The following is a 19400-nucleotide window of genomic DNA, read 5'->3' as shown; positions in this document are numbered from 1 at the left end:
GTACGGTAGCGTCGCTAGTACAGCGTACGAAAAGCGTCAAAACCCCCAATCGAGCATCAGTACTGAAAGGTCGGCCCATGGCCACTGGTCAGCAATCCAAGGAAGCACGCAAGGGACAGGCGTCGCCCGGAACCATGCGGGCCATCGTCCAAGAGGCATACGGCTCCGCCGATGTGCTTCATGAGGCGCAAATTCCTCGCCCGGCCATCAAGGAAAATGAGGTCCTGGTGAAGGTCCGGGCAGCCGGGCTGGATCGCGGTACGTGGCACGTCACCACAGGACTGCCGTATGCCTTGCGCCTCGCCTACGGCATACGCGCGCCAAGGAATCCCGTTCCCGGGCTGGACCTCGCGGGCACCGTGGAGGCCGTGGGGGCTAAAGTGACACGGTTTTCCGTGGGCGATCAGGTTTTCGGGTCAGGGAAGGGATCATTCGCAGAGTACGCCGCTGCCCGTGAAAACCAGCTCGCCCACAAACCGACGGGCATCAGCTTCGAGCAAGCGGCCGCGGTTCCTGTGTCTGCGTGCACCGCCTTGATCGCGTTGCGTGCCGGCGGTATCGATCCGGGCAGAGGCCCGGTAGCGAAGGAGCTCAAGGTCCTGATCACTGGTGCCTCGGGCGGTGTGGGCAGTTACGCGGTCCAGTTTGCCAAGGCTGCCAGCGCCGAGGTGACCGGGATGGCCAGCGCTGCCAAGGCGGACCTGGTTCGGGACCTCGGCGCCGACCATGTCATCGACTACACCTCACGGGACTTCGCTGATGGCAGTGAGCGCTACGACGTCATCATCGACATAGCTGGCAACCCTTCGGTTTCCAGCCTCCGTAGGGCGCTCACCCCTTCGGGAACTGCAGTGATCACCGGAGGTGAGGAAGGCGGGTCCTGGACCGGCAGCTTGGATCGCCAGTTCCGGGCCGTGGCGCTTTCTCCCTTCATTCGCCAGCGGCTCACCATGATCGGGGGCACCCAAACCGCGGCGGATCTGGAATACCTGGCAGGCATCCTCGAAGCGGGAACCATTGCCCCCGCAATAGACCGCACGTATTCGCTGGCCCAGGTCCCGGATGCCATGCGGTATTTCGACGCCGGTAAAGCCCGCGGGAAGGTTGTTATCACCATTTGAGATTTGGTGTGAAGCTGAAACGCCCCTAGCCCCAAGCTCCGGCCTCGTGCTACCACTAACCCTAGGAGCAAACCCCTGAGGAGAAACTGTGGCCGAAGACTTACCTGTCCTTGTTGTTGGCGCCACGGGATTCTTGGGTGGCCAGGTGGTGGACGAGCTTCTCAAGCGCGGAAAGAAAGTCCGTGCCTTGGTGCGGCCAAAGTCCGATGCCGCCAAACTTGAGGCCAAGGGTGTTGAGATCGCCCGCGGAGATATGTTGGACGCTGCCTCGTTGATCAGCGCGATGAGCGGCGTTTCCGCGGCTATCTCTACGGCTGCGGGCTATACGCGGAACGACAAGAACGCCAAAGCCATTGACACCTTCGGCAACAGCAACCTGGCTGTGGCTGCCAAGCACGCCGGAGTGCCTCGCTTCGTGCTGATCAGCATCGTCACCAGCGATCAGACTCCCCAGATTCCCCACTTCTGGAACAAGAAGCTGGCTGAGGACAAATTTGAGGAACTCGGCGTTCCCTTTGTGGCCCTGCGCCCGGGTGCTTTCTTTGACCAAGCGGTAGGTATGGGTGGCGATCCCTTCGCTAAGGGGCGGTTCGTCTGGCTCGGTTCCAAGGATGCCCGGCTCACATTCGTCTTGGCGAGCGATGTTGCCGCCTATCTTGCCGAGGCGCTTGACGCGGACATTGTTGAGGGAGAGCGCATCGATATTGGCTGGAGCCGGCCCCTGAGCATCCATGAAGCCGCGGAAATCGCCGGACGCCGGGCCGGCAAGCAGATCAAGGTAATGTCCATCCCCGCCGGTGCCATCGCGGGACTCGGCAAGGCGACCGCGAAGATCCTTCCGTTGGTGGGCGATATGGCGAGCATGGTGGCGTGGTTCGAGACGGGAAAGTACGTTGCGGATGTCACCCGCCAGGAGCAGGTTTTCGGCCCCGCGCCCACTCCCGAGGATGCCATCGCACGGGTGGCGGCACGCTACGGTCACTGACAAACGCGCCGGGTTGGTGCTGGTCGGCGAGGTGGAACGTAAGTATCCTGATGATACAGATTCGGCCGTAGACCCTGACTGCGCCGAAAGAACATGAGGAGCACGTCATGAGAATTGGTTCTTCCATCGCCCTGATTGCCATCGGAGCTATTCTGGCTTTCGCGCTCGCCCCCGGAATCATCCCCTTCCTCGACCAAGTCCTGGTCGGCTACATCCTGATGGTGGTCGGCGTTATCGGACTCATCATTTCCATCGCCATGTCCAACCGGACGCGCCGCAGCGTTGTTGAGCGCCGCGGCGATCCCCACACGGTTGTCGAGCGGCGCCCCGAGGTTTAGCAGCCGCAACATACAGAAGAAGCGCACGACGGCGGGCACCCGCCGTCGTGCGCTTTTTCTTTCGTCACTGCCTCTTAGGTTTAAGCCCCGTCGGCTCAGGCGAGCGAGAGGGTGAACGACAGAACGAATCCAGCTGCCGTGCTTAGCGCCACGGCCGGGCCGCCGTGTTCGTAGGCCTCTGGCATGAGAGTGTCCGCGAGCGATGCGATCACGGCGCCCGCTGCGAACGCCAAGGGGAGGGAGATCGTCTCGGGTTGGGCTGAGGAGAGCGGCCCTGCGCCGAGCACCACCGCGGCAACGAGCAACACTGCGCAGACACTCCAGAGCAACATGATCGGCCCGGCCTTGCGACCCTGGCTGCGCATGGACGAGGCTCCCACCAGGGCTTCGGGCAGGTTGGAAACGAAGATTGCCGCCAGTAGTGCAAGGCCTCCAGATCCCTCTCCCAAGGAGATGCCCAAGGCGACGTTTTCGGGCACGCCGTCCAAAGTGACAGCAGCCAAGAGGGCCATGCCGGCAGCGCCTCGTGTTGACGCGGCGGTGGCAGCTTTATCGGACGCGGCTGCGTCGGTGTCAAGCTTGGGGCTGCCCTGTATTTCGTCCGCGGGTTTGGACTTCGAGGTTTTCCCGGGTTGCGCCCAGCGATCCAACAGGGCACTCAGCGCCGTAAACACAATGGCCCCCGCAAGGAGCCCCACCGCGGCGCGCACGATTCCGCCCTGTTCGTACGCGTCCTCGAACAGTTCGAAGGCCAAAGCCGTGATGAGTGAGCCGGCTGCAAAGGAAAGCAGGATGGCCAGGAGCCGCTTCGGCAGTTCGAAGCGCACACCGATGATGGCGCCTATGACCAAGGCGCTGGAGGCAATCAATCCGAACCACAGTGATGCCATCACAACGCCAGTATAGAAGTAAGTAGCCTGATCTTCTCTAGGGTGGGCAAAAGCGTTCGACGGCGGCAGCCCGCCGTCGAACGCTCCTCAGGTTGGGCGTGTGGTCAGGCCCGTCCGCTGCCGCTGCCCTGCCGTGCTGAAGCGGAATCGCCACTCCACTCCGGCGATTGGAAGTGAGCTCCGCCGAACATCGGGAAACGCAGCAGGCCTTCCTGGTCCCGGAGCTGGGCCCAAGGGCGGTTGATGCCGTGAGTTCCATAGCGGCGGAGCTGGGTGACGCGGTCCAAGTCCAGGACGGCGAACAGGATCTCCTCACCGCCCCGGGCCTGCTGCATGATGGTGCCCTCGGGGTCCACGATGACGCTCTCGCCCACTGCGGAGGGGGATGCTCCGTTGACGTTCACCACGTACACCTGATTGGCGAAGGCGTTGGCCTGGGACATGACGATTTCCATGGCCCGGTCCCGCGTGGTGGTGAGCGTCGGCTGGATGATGACCTCTGCGCCGAGCCATGCCAACTGGCGTGCTACCTCCGGGAAGCTGCCGTCGAAGCAGATGGCCAGGCCGATGCGTCCGCAGCCGGGGATGTCGAAAGTGACGAAGGAATCGCCGGGGGTGGTGGTTTCGAACGGTCGCCATGGAAAGAGCTTCCGGTAGCGCGCCACGATCTCGCCTTGCGGAGAGACAGCGATTGCTGTGTTGTACGTGTTTCCGTTGTCCGTTTCCAGCAGCGAGCCGGGCACGAGCCACACGTTGAGCCTGCGGGCCAGCGCGGAGATGCGGTGGGTGAGTGGGCTGGGGATGGGCGCAGCGGAACGGGTTTCACCGTCGGGGTCCGGCAGCAGGAACTCGCCCGGCGCGGAAAGCAGCAGTTCCGGAACCACGATGACGTCCACATCCGGGCCCAGCTCCCTGGCTGATTCGGCTTGGGCCTCGAACCGGGCCCACGTGGCCTCGAGGTCATTGGGGATTGGGTTGGTCTGAATTGCTGCGATGGACAGGATGCGCATTTATGCCTCGGTTTCGTTGATAAGCGTGTCGTTGCTGAGGATGGACGAAAGTTGGTTGCGGGTGGTGATGTTTCCGCGGGGGATGGCTTGGCCTGAGAAGAAGCGACGCAGCCTGGTCCTGAGGATCGCGGTGACCAGCAGGCCAAGGATCAGGGCGCCGATGCCAATCCAGAACACCGAGCCGATACCCAACCACGACAGCCCCACATATTCAGGGGACAGCATGTCGACGGCGCTGTAGGCGAACGCTCCGATCATGAGGAGTGCTCCGAGGCCGGGAAGGATACCTTTCAGGATCAGCGCCGATGCAGAGGTGCGCATCAGCGGGGCGAAGTACACCACCGAGGCCAAGGCGGTGGCGGCGTAGTAGGCCGCGATCATCAGGCCCACCGAAAGGATTCCCAGCCCGATGAAGTCCGGACTGATTGCCGTCAGCCCCAACGTTATGGCCATGGTGATGATTGCCCACCAGGCGATGGAGGTGGTGGGGGTGCCCCTCTTGGAATGCATCTTCGTGGTCGCCTTGGGCAATGCGCCATAGGTGCCCATGCTGAGCCAGGTCCGCGGCGTGCTGACAGCAACAGTCATGAGTGCTGCCAGCGCTGAAAGTCCCACCGCCAGGGTGATGACCTGGCCAAACACTTCTCCTGCCGCCTGCGGACCGAGGACGGAAAGGACATCCGAGACGGTTTCCGGATTGGTGATGCTTGCAGTTCCGGCATATCCGACGGCGGCCGTAGCGGTCACTACGTAGAAGAACAGCAGGATGACCGTGGTGATGACTACTGCCTTGCCAGGCGTTCCCTTGCGGTCTGTGGTTTCCTCATTCACTGCTATCAGCGCATCCCAGCCCCAGTAGATGAACAGACATAGAATGACGCCGGACACGAGGCCGGATATGTCCCCCGAGGCAAGGGGGTTGAACCATTCCAAGGCCGGCTTTTCTGACCCATCGGTGGTGTTGCCCGTGGACATGGCGGTGAAAGCCGCGACGCAGAACCCTCCGAGTGCCACTAGCTGGAGACCAATCAGCGCGTACTGTACCCAGGCAGAGAGCTCGATTCCCCTCGCCGCGATCCATGCACTCAAGGCGACCAGCCCGCATGCAATGGCAGCTACAGCGATAGGCTCCGCCGCGATCCAAGCCAGACCAAAGAAGTTGAGCAGGTAGGTGGTGGCCACTTGGGCGAGTGCGGCGCTCGCAATGAAGGTGGCCATTTGTGGCACCCACCCGCCGAGGAACCAGCCGGCAGTCGGCCCGAAAACGCGGGTAATCCAGACGAACACTCCACCGCAGTCGGGCATTTCCTTATTGAGGTCCCTGAACGCGAGGGCGGTGAACAGGATGGGGACGAAGCCCAGCAGGAACGCGGCAGGAGTGCTCGCTCCAACGGCGAGGACCACGAAGCCGAGCGTTACGGCCAGGCTATAGGCCGGAGCTACGGCGGCCAGCCCGAGGGCCACGGTGGGTCCGATGCCGATCGAGCCTGCTTTTAGACCCTTGGAGCTCGGGTACCGGGCTGGCGCGTTCTTTGATGTTGCGTCTTTTGGGGTTGAGTCGCGTGGGGTTGGGTCGCTCGCGATTGGGGTAGAGGAAGGGGGGTGTGACACGGAGACTCCTCGTTGAATCAGTAAGTCGGATCTGGGATCAGTAATTTGAATCACATTCAAATTTGAATGCCATTCAATACCGGTCTAGAGTCAATGTCAACAGGCATCTTCAAACGTCCACGGGGGAGCGACAGTGGTCAAGGTAGACAAGAAGGACATTCGGCGGCAGGAAATCGTTGCGGCAGCACAGGCCGTGGCAGCCCGCGACGGCGCTGAGGGCGCCACCCTCCGCGCCATTGCCGCCGAGGCTGGCATGGCCGCCAACGCCGTGCTCTACTACTTCGGCAGCCACGCCGAGATTATCGCTGCCGCCGTGCAGGCTTCCTCCGGCAGATTTCTGGAGAAGCTCGCCGAAGCCGATGACTTGGAGATGACTCCCACGGCCAGGCTCGCCGCCGTCATCAGCGCCGGCACTACTGCAGGACTGGACGACGACGTCTCCCGGATTTTGTACGAGTACTGGCCCCACATGCTCCGCGACGCGGAGCAGCGCCGGATCCAGGGCGAGCTCACCAGTGCGCAGGAACGCGTCTACCGGGAAATTATCGACGCCGGAACCCGCTCAGGTGAGTTCTCTCCCCTGCTGAATCCAGCCAAAATCGCCCGCACCCTTGTTGCCCAGGAAGACGGCCTTGTCATGGATGTGCTGGCCGGGAGCGCCACCAGCGAGTATGTGCTTGATTTGGTGGGGAATCTCGCGGCCGCACTCCTTGGCATCAAGGCTGAGGTACTGCTTGAGCTCATTGCTGTCCGGGGCGGGCCGGTTCCTGCTAAGTAACGGCGTAGGCTGCTGCCATGGAGAAGTCATTCGACATTGAACTGGTCAATCAGAACGAGTACTTGGTGCGATGGGCATCGGAAGGGCAGAACGGGGAATCTTTGGTTCACACCAACCCGGAATTCCTTGCCGAGGTTGGCTTGGACGGCTTCGACGAGCAGCTGATTGTCGAAGAAACCACCAACTACCTGGCAGAACACCAGCCAGTTATCGACTTCCCGCAAACGGTTGACTTGGAAGAAATTGCAGCAGCCTATACGGACTACGCGGAGCAGTTGAAGGCGCGGCTCGAAGCCAAATGAACGACTACTGAGATCAGGCCTCGACGTCGGCCGTGACGCGTTCGCCGTTGAAGTACTCCAGTTGCCAGCCGTCCGTGACGTGGTGATGGGCCAGGTTGAGCACCGCGTTCTGCACACTGTCCAAAGTGCGCCCGATGGCTCGGCTCAACGTCAGTCGGATTAAAGTACCGTGCGCCACCACCAGGACACGCTTGCCCGCAAACTCCCCGGCCAGCTCCTCCAAGGCAGCGATGCCACGGTCAGCGGCGGCCTCGTCGGATTCGCCTCCGCGGAAACCTCCCGGAATCCGAAGGGCTTCCAGCTCAGGACCGGCTTGAAGACCCTCGGCCGGGCCAAAGCTGCGCTCGGTAAGCTCCGGAACCAAACGAGCAACCGTGAGCCCCAGGCCCTCGGCGATGATCCCGGCCGTTTCGGCGGCGCGGCTCAGGGGTGAGGACACCACGGTGTCCCATTGCTGACCCGACAGGAAGGTGACGGCGTCGCGGGCCTGGCCGCGGCCGACGTCGTTAAGCGGGATGTCAGTGGATCCCTGCAACCGGCGCTCCGCGTTCCAATCGGTCTGGCCGTGGCGGACGAGGGCGAAAGTTGTGAGGGTCATGCTTTCCATTGTGCCTTGCGGGTGCGCCGGGCCGCAGTTTCCTACGTCACGTAAAGCCGCTGGGTCATGCCTGGCCTGATGAGTACACAGTCCGCCCGCCCACCACAGTCTGCAGAACCTTCGCGTGCAAGAGCGCGGACGGGTCCCGGGCAGCCAGCACATCGGTGTCCAGGACCACGAAGTCCGCGTACAGGCCAGCAGCAAGCCGACCGATCTCGTGTTCCGCGCCGCACGTCCACGCGGAGTCGCGCGTAGCATGTTCGATCGACTCGGCGAGGGGCAGTGCGAAATCGGGGACGTTGGTTCCGGCGGAAGCGTCCAGGGCCGAAGCCCGGGTGGTGGCTACGTACATGTTGGGCAGGGGCGCATGCGGGGACGTGGGGGAGTCCGTGCCGAAGGCCAGCCGTGCCCCCGCCTGGGTAATCCACGGCCACGGGAAACCGCGCTCCACGCGGTCATCACCCAACCTAGCCGCCCAGTTTTCGCTGATGGCGGGATCGGCGTGGACGGGCTGCATGCTGGCGGTGATGCCCAGCGCGGCGAGGCGATCGACGTCGGCCCTGTCCACCAACTCGAGATGCTCGATGCGGTGGCGGCGTTCGCGGGGCCCGTTCTCTGCCACGGCGTGTTCCACAGCTCCGATGGCGATCCGGACCGATTCGTCGCCGATGGCATGCATGGCTACCTTCAAACCGGCGGCATCGGCAGCGGCAACCACTGGCGCGAGTTCCTTCAGGCTCCAGATCGGTTCCGCGTTCGAACCATCGGCGTACGGCATTCCGAGGGTGGCCGTGCACCCGTCGATGGTGCCGTCAATGATGACCTTGATTCCCACCACGCGAAGGAATGGCGATTCATGCTCGACGGCGAGCGCCGCCGCCCGCTGGACCTGGGCGATGTTTTCCTCCGCCGATCCAGCGTTATTAACGCGCCAATAGGCGATGAGCCGGCTGGTCAGTGAGCCGTCTTTGTCGGCACGTATGAAGGCCTCGAGGTCGGTCTCGTTGAAGCCCATATCGCACGCAGTGGTCACGCCGGTCTCGCGGTAAGCCTGCTGGACTGCGGCGATGCTGGCCTCGTGCTCATCCTTACCTACTTGGGCTTCGAGGTACGGGAGCACCATGTCGTAGAACGCGTTCTCGTCGATGTAGCCGGTGGCGTGGCCGTCTGCGTCGCGCTTGATGGTGCCGCCGTGGGGATCCTTCGTGTGACGGTCAATCCCCAGTTCAGCCAGCGCCGCCGAGTTCACCCACACTGAGTGGAAGTCGTAGGCGAAGGCATAGACGGGCTTGTCCTGGACCACGGCATCGAGCATCGCCGCGTTGGGTACACCGCCGGGAATTGCGCCGTGCAACCAGCCGGTAGCCAGGACCCGCTCAGCGTCCGGGCGTTCGTTTGCCCTTGCTTTGATCCGTTGCTGGATCTCCTCCACTGACTTGGCGCCCCACAGGCTGACCTGCCCCAAGGCTTCGCCGGTACCGACAACGTGGGCATGGCCGTCGACGAAGCCGGGGACAATCAAGCGGCCCTCGAGATCAATCCGCTCGGCGTCCGGCCGAAGGCGTTCCGCCGTGTTGGTGTCTCCGACGTAAAGGATGCGCTCGCCCTGAACGAGCAGCGCTTCAGCCCAGCGACGGGTATCGGACGTGAAGATGCGGGCGTTGGTGTAGAGCTGGGTGGTCACGCTGCGTTTTCCTTGCTTTCCGGTGCTGATTCTTTTTCTGGGATTTCTTTTGTTGCGAGGGGCACATCCAAGGATTTGCTGACATCGAGGAGCAGCTGATTCTGAAGTTCGTGCAGGTGCCCGCTGTCCGGCTCCGGCCACGAGGACATCTTCACGATCACGGTATCGGTGGCGGGGTCGAGCCAGAGGTATTGGCCGTGGATGCCGATTCCGATGACATTGCCGCGCTCATTGCCGGTGCGCCACCACTGGCGGGTGTATGAGCCGTGGGGGTGAATGGCGGTGAAGGAGGAGCCGGCCATGGCTTCGGGGTCTCCGCCAGCAAGGACACTGCGGACCCACCCCTCGGACACCACCCGACCCGCCGGACCCATGCCGCCGTCGAGCATTAATCGGCCCACGCGCGCGAGGTCGCGGGCGGTGCACGAGATCCCGCCGTTCGCGAAGCCGAAACCCGCGGAATCAACTGTGATGGTGGCGTCCCGGTTTGCGTCCAGCTTGGACCACAGGTACTTGGAGAGCGCGTCCGGATACCGGAGCCCGGTCACGCGCTCGATGATCCACGCCAGGACGTCCGTGTTCGCGGAACAGTACTGGAACGTGCCCACGGTGCCTTCGCCCGTGAGGGTGGTGAGGAAGGCGTATGTGTCCTCAGGGTCGCCGTCTTGTCGGGTGCGCCAGCCGGAGGATCGATCATGCGTCTGAACTTCGGAAGCGGGGTCGAGGTAGTCCTCGCTGTAGTTGAGGTGGATGACCATGTCGAGCACGTGCTGGACGGTAGGCCCGTCGTAGGCCGATCCGGCGAGTTCCGGGACATGGTCAACCACGCGGTCGGACGTGTTGATATCTCCGGAATCAACTAACGCCCCCACCACCAGGCCGCACATGGACTTCGAAATGCTCATGACCAGATGAAGGTCCTCCGGGGAAAAGCCCGGGCGGTAGTAATCCGCGATGACATCGTTGCGGTGCAGGACCAGGAAGGCGTCGGTGTAGCTCTCTTCCAGCCGTTGCTTTAGGCAGGGAACGGCCAAGGAGCTCAAATGATCGGTAGCCGCAGCGGGGGCGGCCGGAAAGCGGCGGGTGACTGACGCCGTCGGCAGTAGTTCGCTCAGGTGCGCGAACGCCCAGCGGTTGTGCGGTCCCTCCTGCCACGTGTCCAGGGTTGGCTGTCCGACGGCGCCGCGGTAACGCGGGGGCCGGCTTTGGGCGGTGGTCATGCGGGGGCTCCCTCTGCGACGGGTGTTTTGTTGAAGCCGCGGCGCAGGGCCGGGTTCAGGGCGATGTACACGCCGGCAGTGACGATCATGGATACCGGCACTGAAAGGTCCATGGAGCCCGTTGCTGCTGCGATGGGGCCGGTCCACGCGGCGTTGCTGAGGAAGAGCGAGGCTACAACCGCGCCGAGGATGACGGCGAGCAGGCCCGGGATGTGCCAGCCCCCGCTGTACCAGAAGGGGCTGCCGGGCTTCTCATTGAAGAGGTCCTCGCCGCTGTAGCGGTAGCGCCGAAGGATGACGTCCGTTGCGAAGATGGTCATGGTCGGACCCGAAATGAGGACCAAGAGCTGCAGCATCAGGTTGACGGCTTCCAGGAGGCTCGTGGACATGACGAGGTAGATGGTCAACGCTGTGCCGATCGCTCCCACCACTACCGCGGACGGGATGCGGCGGATCGGGACACCGATGGATTGAAACGCCATGCTCGCCGTGTACGTGGTCATGCCGTTGAGGGAGATGGTGTTGATGATGACGCCCACAACGAAAATGGGGCCGAGCCACGCCGGTAGGAGGGCAAGAAGCGCGGATTCGATGCCAAGGTCCATCGCTGCTGCATCAATTCCCGTGGCGAGCAACGCACCTACCGAAGTGAACAAGATGCCTGGCAGGGCGCCGCCCAGGGCCGTGGCCGCAATGATGTGTGAACGCTTGGTGGACGTGGGGAGGTAGCGTGCCAGGTCGGGGCTGTTCGAGTAGGACAGGGGAGAGGAGGCCAGGATGGCGAAGCCGATTGTCATCGCGGCCCACAGCGGTAAACCTTCCAAGGGTGACGGAGCGGTGTAGCCCCACTGCACGTGGGGCAGGATGAAGGCCGTGACCAGCAGGAAGATGGCCAGCAATACCGACGCCACAACGGGGTAGCTGCGCAGGATCAAACTGTGGCCGAACACAGCCACCAGGACGGTGATCGCGGCAACCAGAATGGTGACGAATAGCGGAACCAGGACAGGGTCCGTGAAACCAAGCTGTGCCAGGAGTTCAGCGCCCATGAACGAGGATGCGAGCCAGTTCAGGGCTAGGAAGACCGCGGAAATGAACCATCCAAAGAAGGCGACCACAACTCTGTTGCCCCGGATTCCGTAGATGGCCCGGGTGATGACGGAGCCTGATGTCCCCGCTGCCGGACCACTGGTGGCGACGATGCCGGTGAGGATCCAAGGGAGGCTTCCGGCGATGATGACAACTAAGGCCTGCCAGAGTTCCATGCCGAGCAGGATGAGTGAGGCGCCCACCGTGAAGTTCAGGACGCTGACATTTGGGGCTGCCCAGACCGGGAAGAGGTCCCGCGCGCGGCCGTGCCGTTCGGAGGCTTCGATGAGTTCGATGCCGCGGGTTTCGGGGTGGGCAAGAGGTTCCGGGTAACTGGCCGGATCGGTTATGTGGGGATGGGACAACGCTGTTCCTCTCGGGCAAGGTCCGGCTCGCAACGCTGGGAAACCGGTCCGTCGACGCTATTGGTCGCACGACCAATGAGCTATTGGTCACTAATCCAATAGACTGGACGGCATGGTGTCAAGCCCCGCATCCCAACGCGTTCGAAAGTTACCCGACGAGCGCCGCGCCGAGATCCTCGCCGAGGCCGCTTCCATTGCCTTGGGTGAGGGGCTCGAGCGGATAACCCTCCGCGCCGTGGCCGACCGCCTTGGTGTGCGGCCTGGCCTGATCAGCCACTACTATCCAGCGGCAGAGGATCTGGTGATCGCCGCGTTCGTGCGAGCTGTCTCGGAAGAGCGGGAAGAACTGTTTCCCGACGACGGAACTCCCCTTGAGCGTATGGCTCACCTGGTCTCTCGCATCGAAGGCAGCGGCACCCTTGAGCTCACGCGGCTATGGCTCAACGCCAGGCATCTCTGCCGCTTTATCCCGGCCCTAACTGAAGCGCTGTTGGGTCAGGAACACCTTGATCGGAGCCGGCTGACCGCGCTCATCGACGATGGAGTCGTGTCCGGCGATTTCATGGTGGAGGACTCCTTTGCGGCTTGCATCCGTATATGGGTGGCCATTGACGGCGTGGGCTCCTACGTCAACAACTCTGAGACCTTCGAATACGACGCCTTCAAACGGTTCGTCACCGACGTCGCTGAATGGGCGCTGGGCCTTCCTGCGGGCGAGCTTCGTGCGGCTGTGGATCGGCTGCAAGTCGCCTGACGCTCGCAGTCGCTGAGCCTTCACATTGCCCTTTCCGCGATTTAATCAGTATCCTGATAACTTGTCTGGTGAAACCGGATGATGCTGTTTGGGCTCATTGCCTGGGCCGGACGTGGCTGAAGCAGTCGGCCGCGCGGCCATCGTGAAAGTTTGATTGACGGCATTGCTTGGTGACGCAGGGACAGTTGTTCCGCGGCTCCAGGAATGCCTGAAGGACGTGACATTCGTGGGCAACAATGACGAGGCCGTGGACCCCCAACTCCCCGCCTCCAGCGAAACCGCAGGAATAGGCGTTGCAGGAATAGACGCCGCTGAAACACTTGACGGCCGCTACCAGCTGGGCCCTTTGCTTGGCAGGGGCGCCATGTCTGCCGTCTACCAGGCGACGGATATGCTCCTTGGCCGCGAGGTAGCCATCAAGATTTTCCTGCCCGGTTCCGGCGATGAGTCGTTCCGCGCCCGCCAGGAAAATGAGATGCGGCTTCTGGCCGCCTTTGACCACCCAGGGTTGGTGGCCGCCTTCGACGCCGGCGTCGATACGCGCAACGACGAAGAACGCGCGTATCTGGTCATGGAACTGGCTGATGGCCGGGATTTGCGCGCCATACTGTCTGACGGACCGCTCACCGTTCCCGAGACCGCGCGCATCGGAATCCGGCTCGCCGGGGCGCTGTCCCAGGTACACGAACACGGAGTTATTCACCGCGACATCAAGCCGGCCAACATCCTGGTATCCGACGACGACGGCGTGGGACAGTCGGTGAAGCTAGCGGACTTTGGCGTCGCACTGGTCATGAACGACAACCGCCTCACCGCAACAGGCTTTACCGTGGGAACTGCCCAATACCTCAGCCCGGAACAGGCGCAGGGGCTTGGACTGACTCCCGCGAGCGACATCTACTCGCTGGGCTTGGTACTCCTCGAATGCCTCACCGGCAGGGCCGAGTACCCCGGAACGCCCATTGAAACGGCATCAGCCCGCCTTCACCGCGCGCCGCAGATCCCCGTGGAATTGCCCGTTCCGCTGCGGGAGCTCCTCGAAGCCATGACGGACATGGATCCCGAAAAACGCCCAACGGCACAATACGTCGAACAAGCGCTCGGGGTTGAAGGGATCCAGTCCGGGCGCAGGACCGCGCTGCTGCCGGCCGTGCCCTCGCGGCCACCACTCCGCACGCCAACCAAGCGGTGGGCCACCGTCACCAGCCTCAGGGACTTCAATAAGCGGCGACCCAGGACCGTTCGGGGCGTGGCCGCAGCAGCGCTAACCATTCCGCTCGCTTTGCTGATCCTCTCCCAGGGGCTCACACCCATGGGCAACACAACTGACCCCTCCCACCCCGCGGACACCGGGGTTTCCCAGGCTGAGCCGCAGCCGACGACGCCGGTGGTGCCCGCCCTCCCCCTTGCGCCGGCCACAGCCGAAGCCGTGCCCGCCGAAGCCGTGCCCGCGGACGGCCAGCCTGCTGAAGTGGTCAATCTGCAGGAGCCCGCGCAGGCCCCAGGGCCCGCCCCCGTTCAGGAGCCTGCGCCGGCTGTAGTGCCTGGCCCGGAGATCGCCAAGGAAAAGAGCGACGGCAAGAGCGAGAAAAAGCCAGAAAAGGCCAAGGGGTCCGGGGACGGCAAGTAGCCCTGACAGCGTGAATTAACGCACGACGGCGACCTGCCGCCGTCGTGCATTAAGTTCAGCCAGGTCAGCGTTCTTGGCGGTCAGCGGCCGGCAACGCAACCCGATGCGCTCCCGCGGCATTTGTAAGACGCCCCGGGCTTCAGTTCGATTCCTGCCAAAAGCTGCGGGAGCGTGACCAAGTAGAAGCCCTTGCCTTTGAGTTGCGCGATGAGCTCGCCCTGGCCGTCCACCGTGGAAGCGTGGACGTCGTGCTGGAGGATGATGGATCCTGGCTTGACCAGGCTCATGATCCGGGGGATGAACACGGATTTGTTCTTGGATTGCCAATCCATGGAGTCCACGTCCCAAATAATTTGGGGCAAACCCACAGAAGCGGCCACTGTTTTATTGGTTGCTCCGTACGGTGGCCGCATGTAAGCGGGCACCACACCCGTTGCCATTTCTATGGTGCCTTGGGCCCCCTGAACTTCGCTGGCGATGCTCGCCGGCGACAATTTCGTCAGGTATGGATGGCTCATGGTGTGGTTTGCGATGGTGTGGCCGGCTGCTGCCACGGCTTTGGCCACACCCGGATGGGCCCTGACATACCCGCCCTGTTGGAAGAACGTGGCGAACACTTTGTGCTTTTCGAGTATCGCCAGAAGGCGCGTGGTTTGGGCGTTGGGCCCGTCATCGTAGGTGAGGGCAGCGCAGGGAACCAGATCACAGTTGACGGGTGCCAGGCCGCCCGGTGCGGGCTGGGGGGCCTTGAGCGGAGCCCCAGTGATGACCGCCGTGCGAAGGGTCTGTCCTGCAGGCGAAATCACCTCGTCGGTTGCTGCTGCGTTCAAAGTCACGGTGACGGGGCCGGACAGGGCGGCACCTGTTACAGGGTCCCGGTGGATGGTGACGCTGAGATCCCCGGCGGAGGTAAAAGCGACGGCGGTGAGCAGCTCTGCGTCGGAAACGGAGTCTGTTGTTGGTGCCCGGGTTGGGTCCGGGCCGGGCGTCTGCGTCGAGGACGCTGGGCCCATGGTGTCTCCGAGCATTGTCCGTAAGGTGCCGGTCATGGCCGGTTTGATCAAGCTGGCACTGCCCGTAACAACGCCCGTGCTGAGGTCCTCGTAGGTGATCTCATCGCTGCGAGCGATGCGGACGCCTCCGTCCATGATTGTTTGCACGAATCTGGATCCAACAAGACTTCCGGTAGCCAGGACAATTTCATGGGTGACCGAAACGCCGTCGGCCAGCAGCGCAGCTGGGGTAGCAGGCAGTGCCGCAGGTTGGTGGCGACCGCCGGCGCGGGCATCGAAAATGCTGAGCAGGCGGGTATCGAGCTTGCTGTTGAAGGTCTCGGCACCGCTGATGTATTGCCACGTCGCAACCGTGGGCGTTATACCGGCTGTACGGGTGGTCATGTCCACGATGGACGTCGGGTGGGTGATCCTGGATGGAGGCGTCCCGATGACTGCGGTTGGTGCCTGAGGCGCCGGCGGGGTGGCCATGGGGACACAGGCCGCAATGAAGAGCACGATGACTACGAGCGGGATCGTGAACGGTGAGCGGACTGGGGCGGGCCGCTGCATGGTTTCCCCTACCGGAAGTACGAGGTGGTCATGCCTCGAATGATGGCAGGCGCAACGCCCAAGACCCCGGAGACACCCCGGAGGGGCTAGAAACCGGCTGGAAAGCTAACAGTGACTGTGGTTCCGCCGCCGGTGGTTTCAGCCAGGGTGAGGTCGCCACCGTGTGCTTTCGCGATGCTGCTGCAGGTGGCAAGGCCGAGTCCGGACCCCGGGCCGTCGCCTTGCCGCCGCAGGCGCACTAACGGTTCCAGGACCTTGGCGCGGTCCTCAGGTTTGATGCCCTTGCCGTTGTCCGCCACGAAGATCGTAGCGCCGTGATAGTTGGAAACCCCCGTGACCCGGACGCGGAGATCGCGCTCGGGACTGCGGTAGTTCATGGCGTTGGAGAGCAGGTTTTGCAGCAGCGTGCGGAGCTGTCCGCGGTCGGCGTGGAGAGTGAGATCTTCGACGTCCACAATGCCGTCATTTTCGATGCCCAGGTCGCGGACAACTTCCTCGGTGACCTGGCGCAAGGACACCTGGGCCGGTTGTATTGCACCGCCCACCCGGGAGTAACTCAGCACGTCTTCGAGCATGCCGAGCATCCGCCGCCCACTGGAGCCGATACGGTCCAGGTAACGCGCGGCGGTGCTGTTCGGTTCTACATCGGGATCGTCTTCCACCAGTTCCACATAGCCCAGGATGGTTGTGAGGGGAATGCGGAGATCGTGGCTGACACGGCCAGCGAATTCGGCGAGCTTGGCGTTGCTGTCCTTCAGCTCGGCATAGGTGCGGTCCAGCTGTACCGTGCGGTGCTGAAGCTCCAGAAGCTCAACCACCTGCTTCGCCAGGACCTCCAGCATGCTGACCTGTTCGGGGCGCAGCTCATTGGTTTTATTCGAGAAAACGCACAATGTTCCGGGTACGAAACCCGATTCTGTCTGCAGCGGGACAGACGCATAAAAGCGGACCTTGCCGATTTCGCCAGTGACGAAGGGGTTGTCCGCAAAACGCGGGTCCTTGGAAGCATCGGCCACCACGGTGCGCTCGCGGGTGAGGAAGACCTTTGCGCACATGGAATCCTCGCGGGAGCAGACGCCGGGGTCAACGCCCCAAGCTCCGATTTGGTGTTGGTATTCCGCGCTGATGATGTTGACCACGCCAAACGGAGCGCCGCAAAGCTCCGTTGCCAGCCGCACGAGGTTCTGCAATGCGCTCATGACGGCGGCGTTGGGAAGGAGAGTGGAATCCACCGCAGGGTCGAGGCCATATTCCTGCAATTCCAGGTCTCGGCTGATGTCATCGGTGAAGGACAGATGCCCTTGAACTTCCGTCATGTTATTACTCCCCCAAGCGTCTTTAGGATTCCCAGCCGATACTACCGGGACGGTGCCTGCGGTGGTTTACTGGGACGCATGACCGAGCAGGAATCGGCCTCCGCCGCGTCTACTGACAGCATCGACCTCTCCGTACGCACTCCCGCCCAAAGATCCCGGACCTTTACGGGGATCCTGGTGAACACCGCCCTCGCGAACATCACAACGAGCTATCTCTGGTTCGCCCTGACGTTCTGGGTGTACTTGGAGACGCGGAATGTCATCGCCACAGGGGTGATCGGCGGTGCGTACATGCTGCTGATCGCCCTCTCCAGCATCAGTTTCGGAACGTTCGTGGACCGTTACCGCAAATTGGCCGTGATGCGTTTTGCCGCAGCCTTCACCATGGTGATGTTCGTCCTCTCCGGTGTCATGTTCCTGCTGACACCCGAGCGGGCGCTACTGGACCTGACACAGCCATGGTTCTGGATCTTCACCATGATCATCCTCATCGGCGCAGTGGTGGAGAACATGCGGAATATTGCCCTGTCCACCACTGTCACTATCCTGATCGAACCGGATCGGCGGGCCAATGCCAACGGGCTCGTCGGCATGGTGCAGGGGCTCATGTTCATCGTCACCTCGGTCCTTTCCGGGCTATCGGTAGGACTGCTGGGCATGGGCTGGACGGTAGTTGTCGCCTTGGTGCTGACCGCGTTGGCCTTCGGCCACTTGCTCACCCTGCGCCTGCCGGAGGAAGTGAAGGCAGCGCCGTCCGACGCGCAAGGCGGATTCGACTTGCGGGGGTCGTGGGCTGCGGTCATGGCAATATCCGGCCTGTTTGCCCTGATTCTTTTCTCCACATTCAACAACTTCATCGGCGGCGTCTATATGGCGTTGATGGACCCGTACGGCCTGGAGATGTTCTCCGTGGAGATGTGGGGAGTTGTCTTCGCCATTGGTGCCACGGGGTTCATTGTTGGTGGTGCGCTGATCGGCAAGTTCGGCCTCGGGTCCAATCCCTTGCGGACCATGCTCATCGCTGTGGTGCTGATGGGGTTCATCGGTGCCGTGTTTACCCTTCGCGAGTGGGCCTGGCTCTACATCGTGGGAATCTGGCTCTACATGGCGTTGGTGCCTGTGGTTGAAGCCGCCGAGCAGACCGTCATCCAAAAGGTGGTGCCACTACCTCGGCAGGGCAGGGTGTTTGGTTTCGCCATGGCGTTCGAGTCAGCGGCGGCACCCATCACCGCTTTCCTCATCGCACCGATCGCCCAATTCTGGATCATCCCGTACGCCCGCTCGGAGGACGGAGCGGCCACCCTTGATCCTCTGTTGGGCCAAGGCATCTCCCGTGGCATTGCCCTGGTTTTCCTGGTGGCGGGCATCATCATGATCTTGGTGGCGCTGATCGCTTTCCTGACTCCCGTCTACCGCCGCGTGTCTGCCTCGTATGCGCAGACAGCGGCGGAGGAACGGGAAAGCCAGGATGAGGAGTCGCCGTCCTCACATTGATTCGGAGCTGCTCAGGAAGTTGCTTGCAACGCGGCCCCTGCCATGGCGGAGCTGCCAAGATCGCTCCTTTCCAGGGCTTGCCCGGACTCAACGGCCTGGACCCACGCTTCGGTGGTAGCAACGGCGGCCCAGTTGGAATTCAGCAGCGCCATCAACGTGGTGTGAACAGTCTTTGCATCGGCGGTTCCGGCGTTATTGCTGAGGTTGATGGCTCCCGTGGCATCTGAGAGTACTTCGGTGGAGAAACCGAGGAATTCTGCTTCAACGGCCGAGGCCAGGATGCAGTTGTTGGTCATGTAACCCACCAAGGTGACGGTGTCGACGTCGTGCTCCCGCAGCCATGCGGCAACATCCGTGCCGGCGTACACGGAGCCGTACTGTTTGGTGACGTCTTTCCATGAACCGGTCCGGCGGGCTTCCACCTCGGGGTGCAGCTCGTATTCAGCTGTTCCCGGGGCGAAGACGGGAGCGCCTTCACCTTCGCTGTGTTGGATTGCCGCGATGGGGATGCCGGCGGCACTTGCAGCGTCGATAGCCTTAGCGATCATCGGAAGCGACTCCTGGTGCTGCGGGTACTGAATTTCCAGCGGCCCGCTGAAGTACTGCTGTTGGACATCGACAAGGACGAGGGCGCGGCGGGGTTTGCTCAT

18 protein-coding genes are annotated in these 19400 nt (G+C 62.7%); 8 read left to right on the top strand and 10 right to left on the bottom strand.

Going from position 1 to position 19400, the window contains the following annotated elements:
- Positions 1-77: 77 nt before the first annotated feature.
- The 3 genes from ACIQTW_RS19240 to ACIQTW_RS19230 all read left to right on the top strand — a co-directional run bounded on the left by ACIQTW_RS19240 (position 78) and on the right by ACIQTW_RS19230 (position 2444).
- On the top strand, positions 78-1121 hold the full coding sequence (locus ACIQTW_RS19240) for an NAD(P)-dependent alcohol dehydrogenase (protein ID WP_402940303.1): 1044 nt from the start codon (positions 78-80) through the stop codon (positions 1119-1121).
- 88 nt (positions 1122-1209) lie between these two features.
- Entirely contained in the window at positions 1210-2106 is an 897-nt protein-coding gene (locus ACIQTW_RS19235) for an SDR family oxidoreductase (RefSeq protein WP_402940300.1), read from the top strand.
- Between the two features lie 107 nt (positions 2107-2213).
- Positions 2214-2444 carry a DUF6458 family protein gene (locus tag ACIQTW_RS19230; protein ID WP_017198862.1) on the top strand — a complete coding sequence of 77 codons (231 nt, stop codon included), beginning with the start codon at positions 2214-2216 and terminating at the stop codon, positions 2442-2444.
- A 95-nt stretch (positions 2445-2539) separates the two neighbouring features.
- Here the strand turns inward: ACIQTW_RS19230 and ACIQTW_RS19225 are convergent, their stop codons facing one another.
- The 3 genes from ACIQTW_RS19225 to ACIQTW_RS19215 all read right to left on the bottom strand — a co-directional run bounded on the left by ACIQTW_RS19225 (position 2540) and on the right by ACIQTW_RS19215 (position 5955).
- Positions 2540-3337, bottom strand: coding sequence for a ZIP family metal transporter (locus tag ACIQTW_RS19225; protein ID WP_402940297.1), 798 nt, complete (start codon positions 3335-3337; stop codon positions 2540-2542).
- A gap of 101 nt (positions 3338-3438) precedes the next feature.
- Positions 3439-4344: a carbon-nitrogen hydrolase family protein gene (locus ACIQTW_RS19220; RefSeq protein ID WP_402940294.1), complete on the bottom strand. Its 906-nt coding sequence runs from the start codon at positions 4342-4344 to the stop codon at positions 3439-3441.
- Positions 4345-5955 (bottom strand): APC family permease, encoded by a 1611-nt coding sequence (locus ACIQTW_RS19215; protein ID WP_402940291.1) that lies wholly within the window; start codon positions 5953-5955, stop codon positions 4345-4347.
- 133 nt (positions 5956-6088) lie between these two features.
- On the opposite strand from ACIQTW_RS19215, the gene ACIQTW_RS19210 reads away from it, so the two are divergent.
- Positions 6089-6733: a TetR family transcriptional regulator gene (locus ACIQTW_RS19210; protein ID WP_402940289.1), complete on the top strand. Its 645-nt coding sequence runs from the start codon at positions 6089-6091 to the stop codon at positions 6731-6733.
- Positions 6734-6750: 17 nt separating this feature from the next.
- The gene (locus ACIQTW_RS19205; RefSeq protein ID WP_402940286.1) at positions 6751-7035 is read left to right on the top strand and encodes a hypothetical protein; all 285 of its coding nucleotides are present in this window, start codon (positions 6751-6753) and stop codon (positions 7033-7035) included.
- A gap of 13 nt (positions 7036-7048) precedes the next feature.
- Here the strand turns inward: ACIQTW_RS19205 and ACIQTW_RS19200 are convergent, their stop codons facing one another.
- From ACIQTW_RS19200 to ACIQTW_RS19185, 4 genes are read right to left on the bottom strand one after another with little or no spacing between them, the layout of a single operon-like run.
- Positions 7049-7642 carry a histidine phosphatase family protein gene (locus ACIQTW_RS19200; protein ID WP_402940283.1) on the bottom strand — a complete coding sequence of 198 codons (594 nt, stop codon included), beginning with the start codon at positions 7640-7642 and terminating at the stop codon, positions 7049-7051.
- A gap of 55 nt (positions 7643-7697) precedes the next feature.
- Complete coding sequence (locus ACIQTW_RS19195) at positions 7698-9317, bottom strand: amidohydrolase (protein ID WP_402940280.1); 1620 nt, start codon at positions 9315-9317, stop codon at positions 7698-7700.
- Positions 9314-10537 carry a serine hydrolase domain-containing protein gene (locus ACIQTW_RS19190; protein WP_402940277.1) on the bottom strand — a complete coding sequence of 408 codons (1224 nt, stop codon included), beginning with the start codon at positions 10535-10537 and terminating at the stop codon, positions 9314-9316. The genes ACIQTW_RS19195 and ACIQTW_RS19190 overlap by 4 nt, the downstream gene beginning before the upstream one ends.
- Positions 10534-11991, bottom strand: a complete 1458-nt coding sequence (locus ACIQTW_RS19185) for a purine-cytosine permease family protein (protein WP_402940274.1) — start codon at positions 11989-11991, stop codon at positions 10534-10536. Before ACIQTW_RS19185 ends, ACIQTW_RS19190 begins: the two co-directional genes overlap by 4 nt.
- A 112-nt stretch (positions 11992-12103) precedes the next feature.
- On the opposite strand from ACIQTW_RS19185, the gene ACIQTW_RS19180 reads away from it, so the two are divergent.
- Complete coding sequence (locus tag ACIQTW_RS19180) at positions 12104-12745, top strand: TetR/AcrR family transcriptional regulator (protein ID WP_402940271.1); 642 nt, start codon at positions 12104-12106, stop codon at positions 12743-12745.
- Positions 12746-12899: 154 nt separating this feature from the next.
- On the top strand, positions 12900-14375 hold the full coding sequence (locus ACIQTW_RS19175) for a protein kinase (protein WP_402940268.1): 1476 nt from the start codon (positions 12900-12902) through the stop codon (positions 14373-14375).
- A gap of 80 nt (positions 14376-14455) precedes the next feature.
- Here the strand turns inward: ACIQTW_RS19175 and ACIQTW_RS19170 are convergent, their stop codons facing one another.
- Entirely contained in the window at positions 14456-15940 is a 1485-nt protein-coding gene (locus tag ACIQTW_RS19170) for a polysaccharide deacetylase family protein (RefSeq protein ID WP_402940265.1), read from the bottom strand.
- An 86-nt stretch (positions 15941-16026) separates the two neighbouring features.
- Complete coding sequence (locus ACIQTW_RS19165) at positions 16027-17256, bottom strand: ATP-binding protein (RefSeq protein ID WP_402940262.1); 1230 nt, start codon at positions 17254-17256, stop codon at positions 16027-16029.
- Between the two features lie 78 nt (positions 17257-17334).
- Here ACIQTW_RS19165 and ACIQTW_RS19160 point away from each other — a divergent pair, with 78 nt between their 5' ends.
- A complete protein-coding gene (locus tag ACIQTW_RS19160) occupies positions 17335-18750 on the top strand; it encodes an MFS transporter (RefSeq protein WP_402940259.1) in 1416 nt (471 codons plus the stop codon).
- A gap of 11 nt (positions 18751-18761) precedes the next feature.
- On the opposite strand, the gene ACIQTW_RS19155 is transcribed toward ACIQTW_RS19160, so the two are convergent.
- Positions 18762-19400, bottom strand: a complete 639-nt coding sequence (locus tag ACIQTW_RS19155; protein WP_402940256.1) for an isochorismatase family protein — start codon at positions 19398-19400, stop codon at positions 18762-18764.

The sequence above is a fragment of the Paenarthrobacter sp. NPDC090517 genome, from assembly GCF_044769165.1.
Lineage (GTDB): Bacteria > Actinomycetota > Actinomycetes > Actinomycetales > Micrococcaceae > Arthrobacter.
The sequence above is the reverse complement of the archived record's forward strand: the minus strand, read 5'-3'. Positions and strand labels throughout refer to the sequence as shown.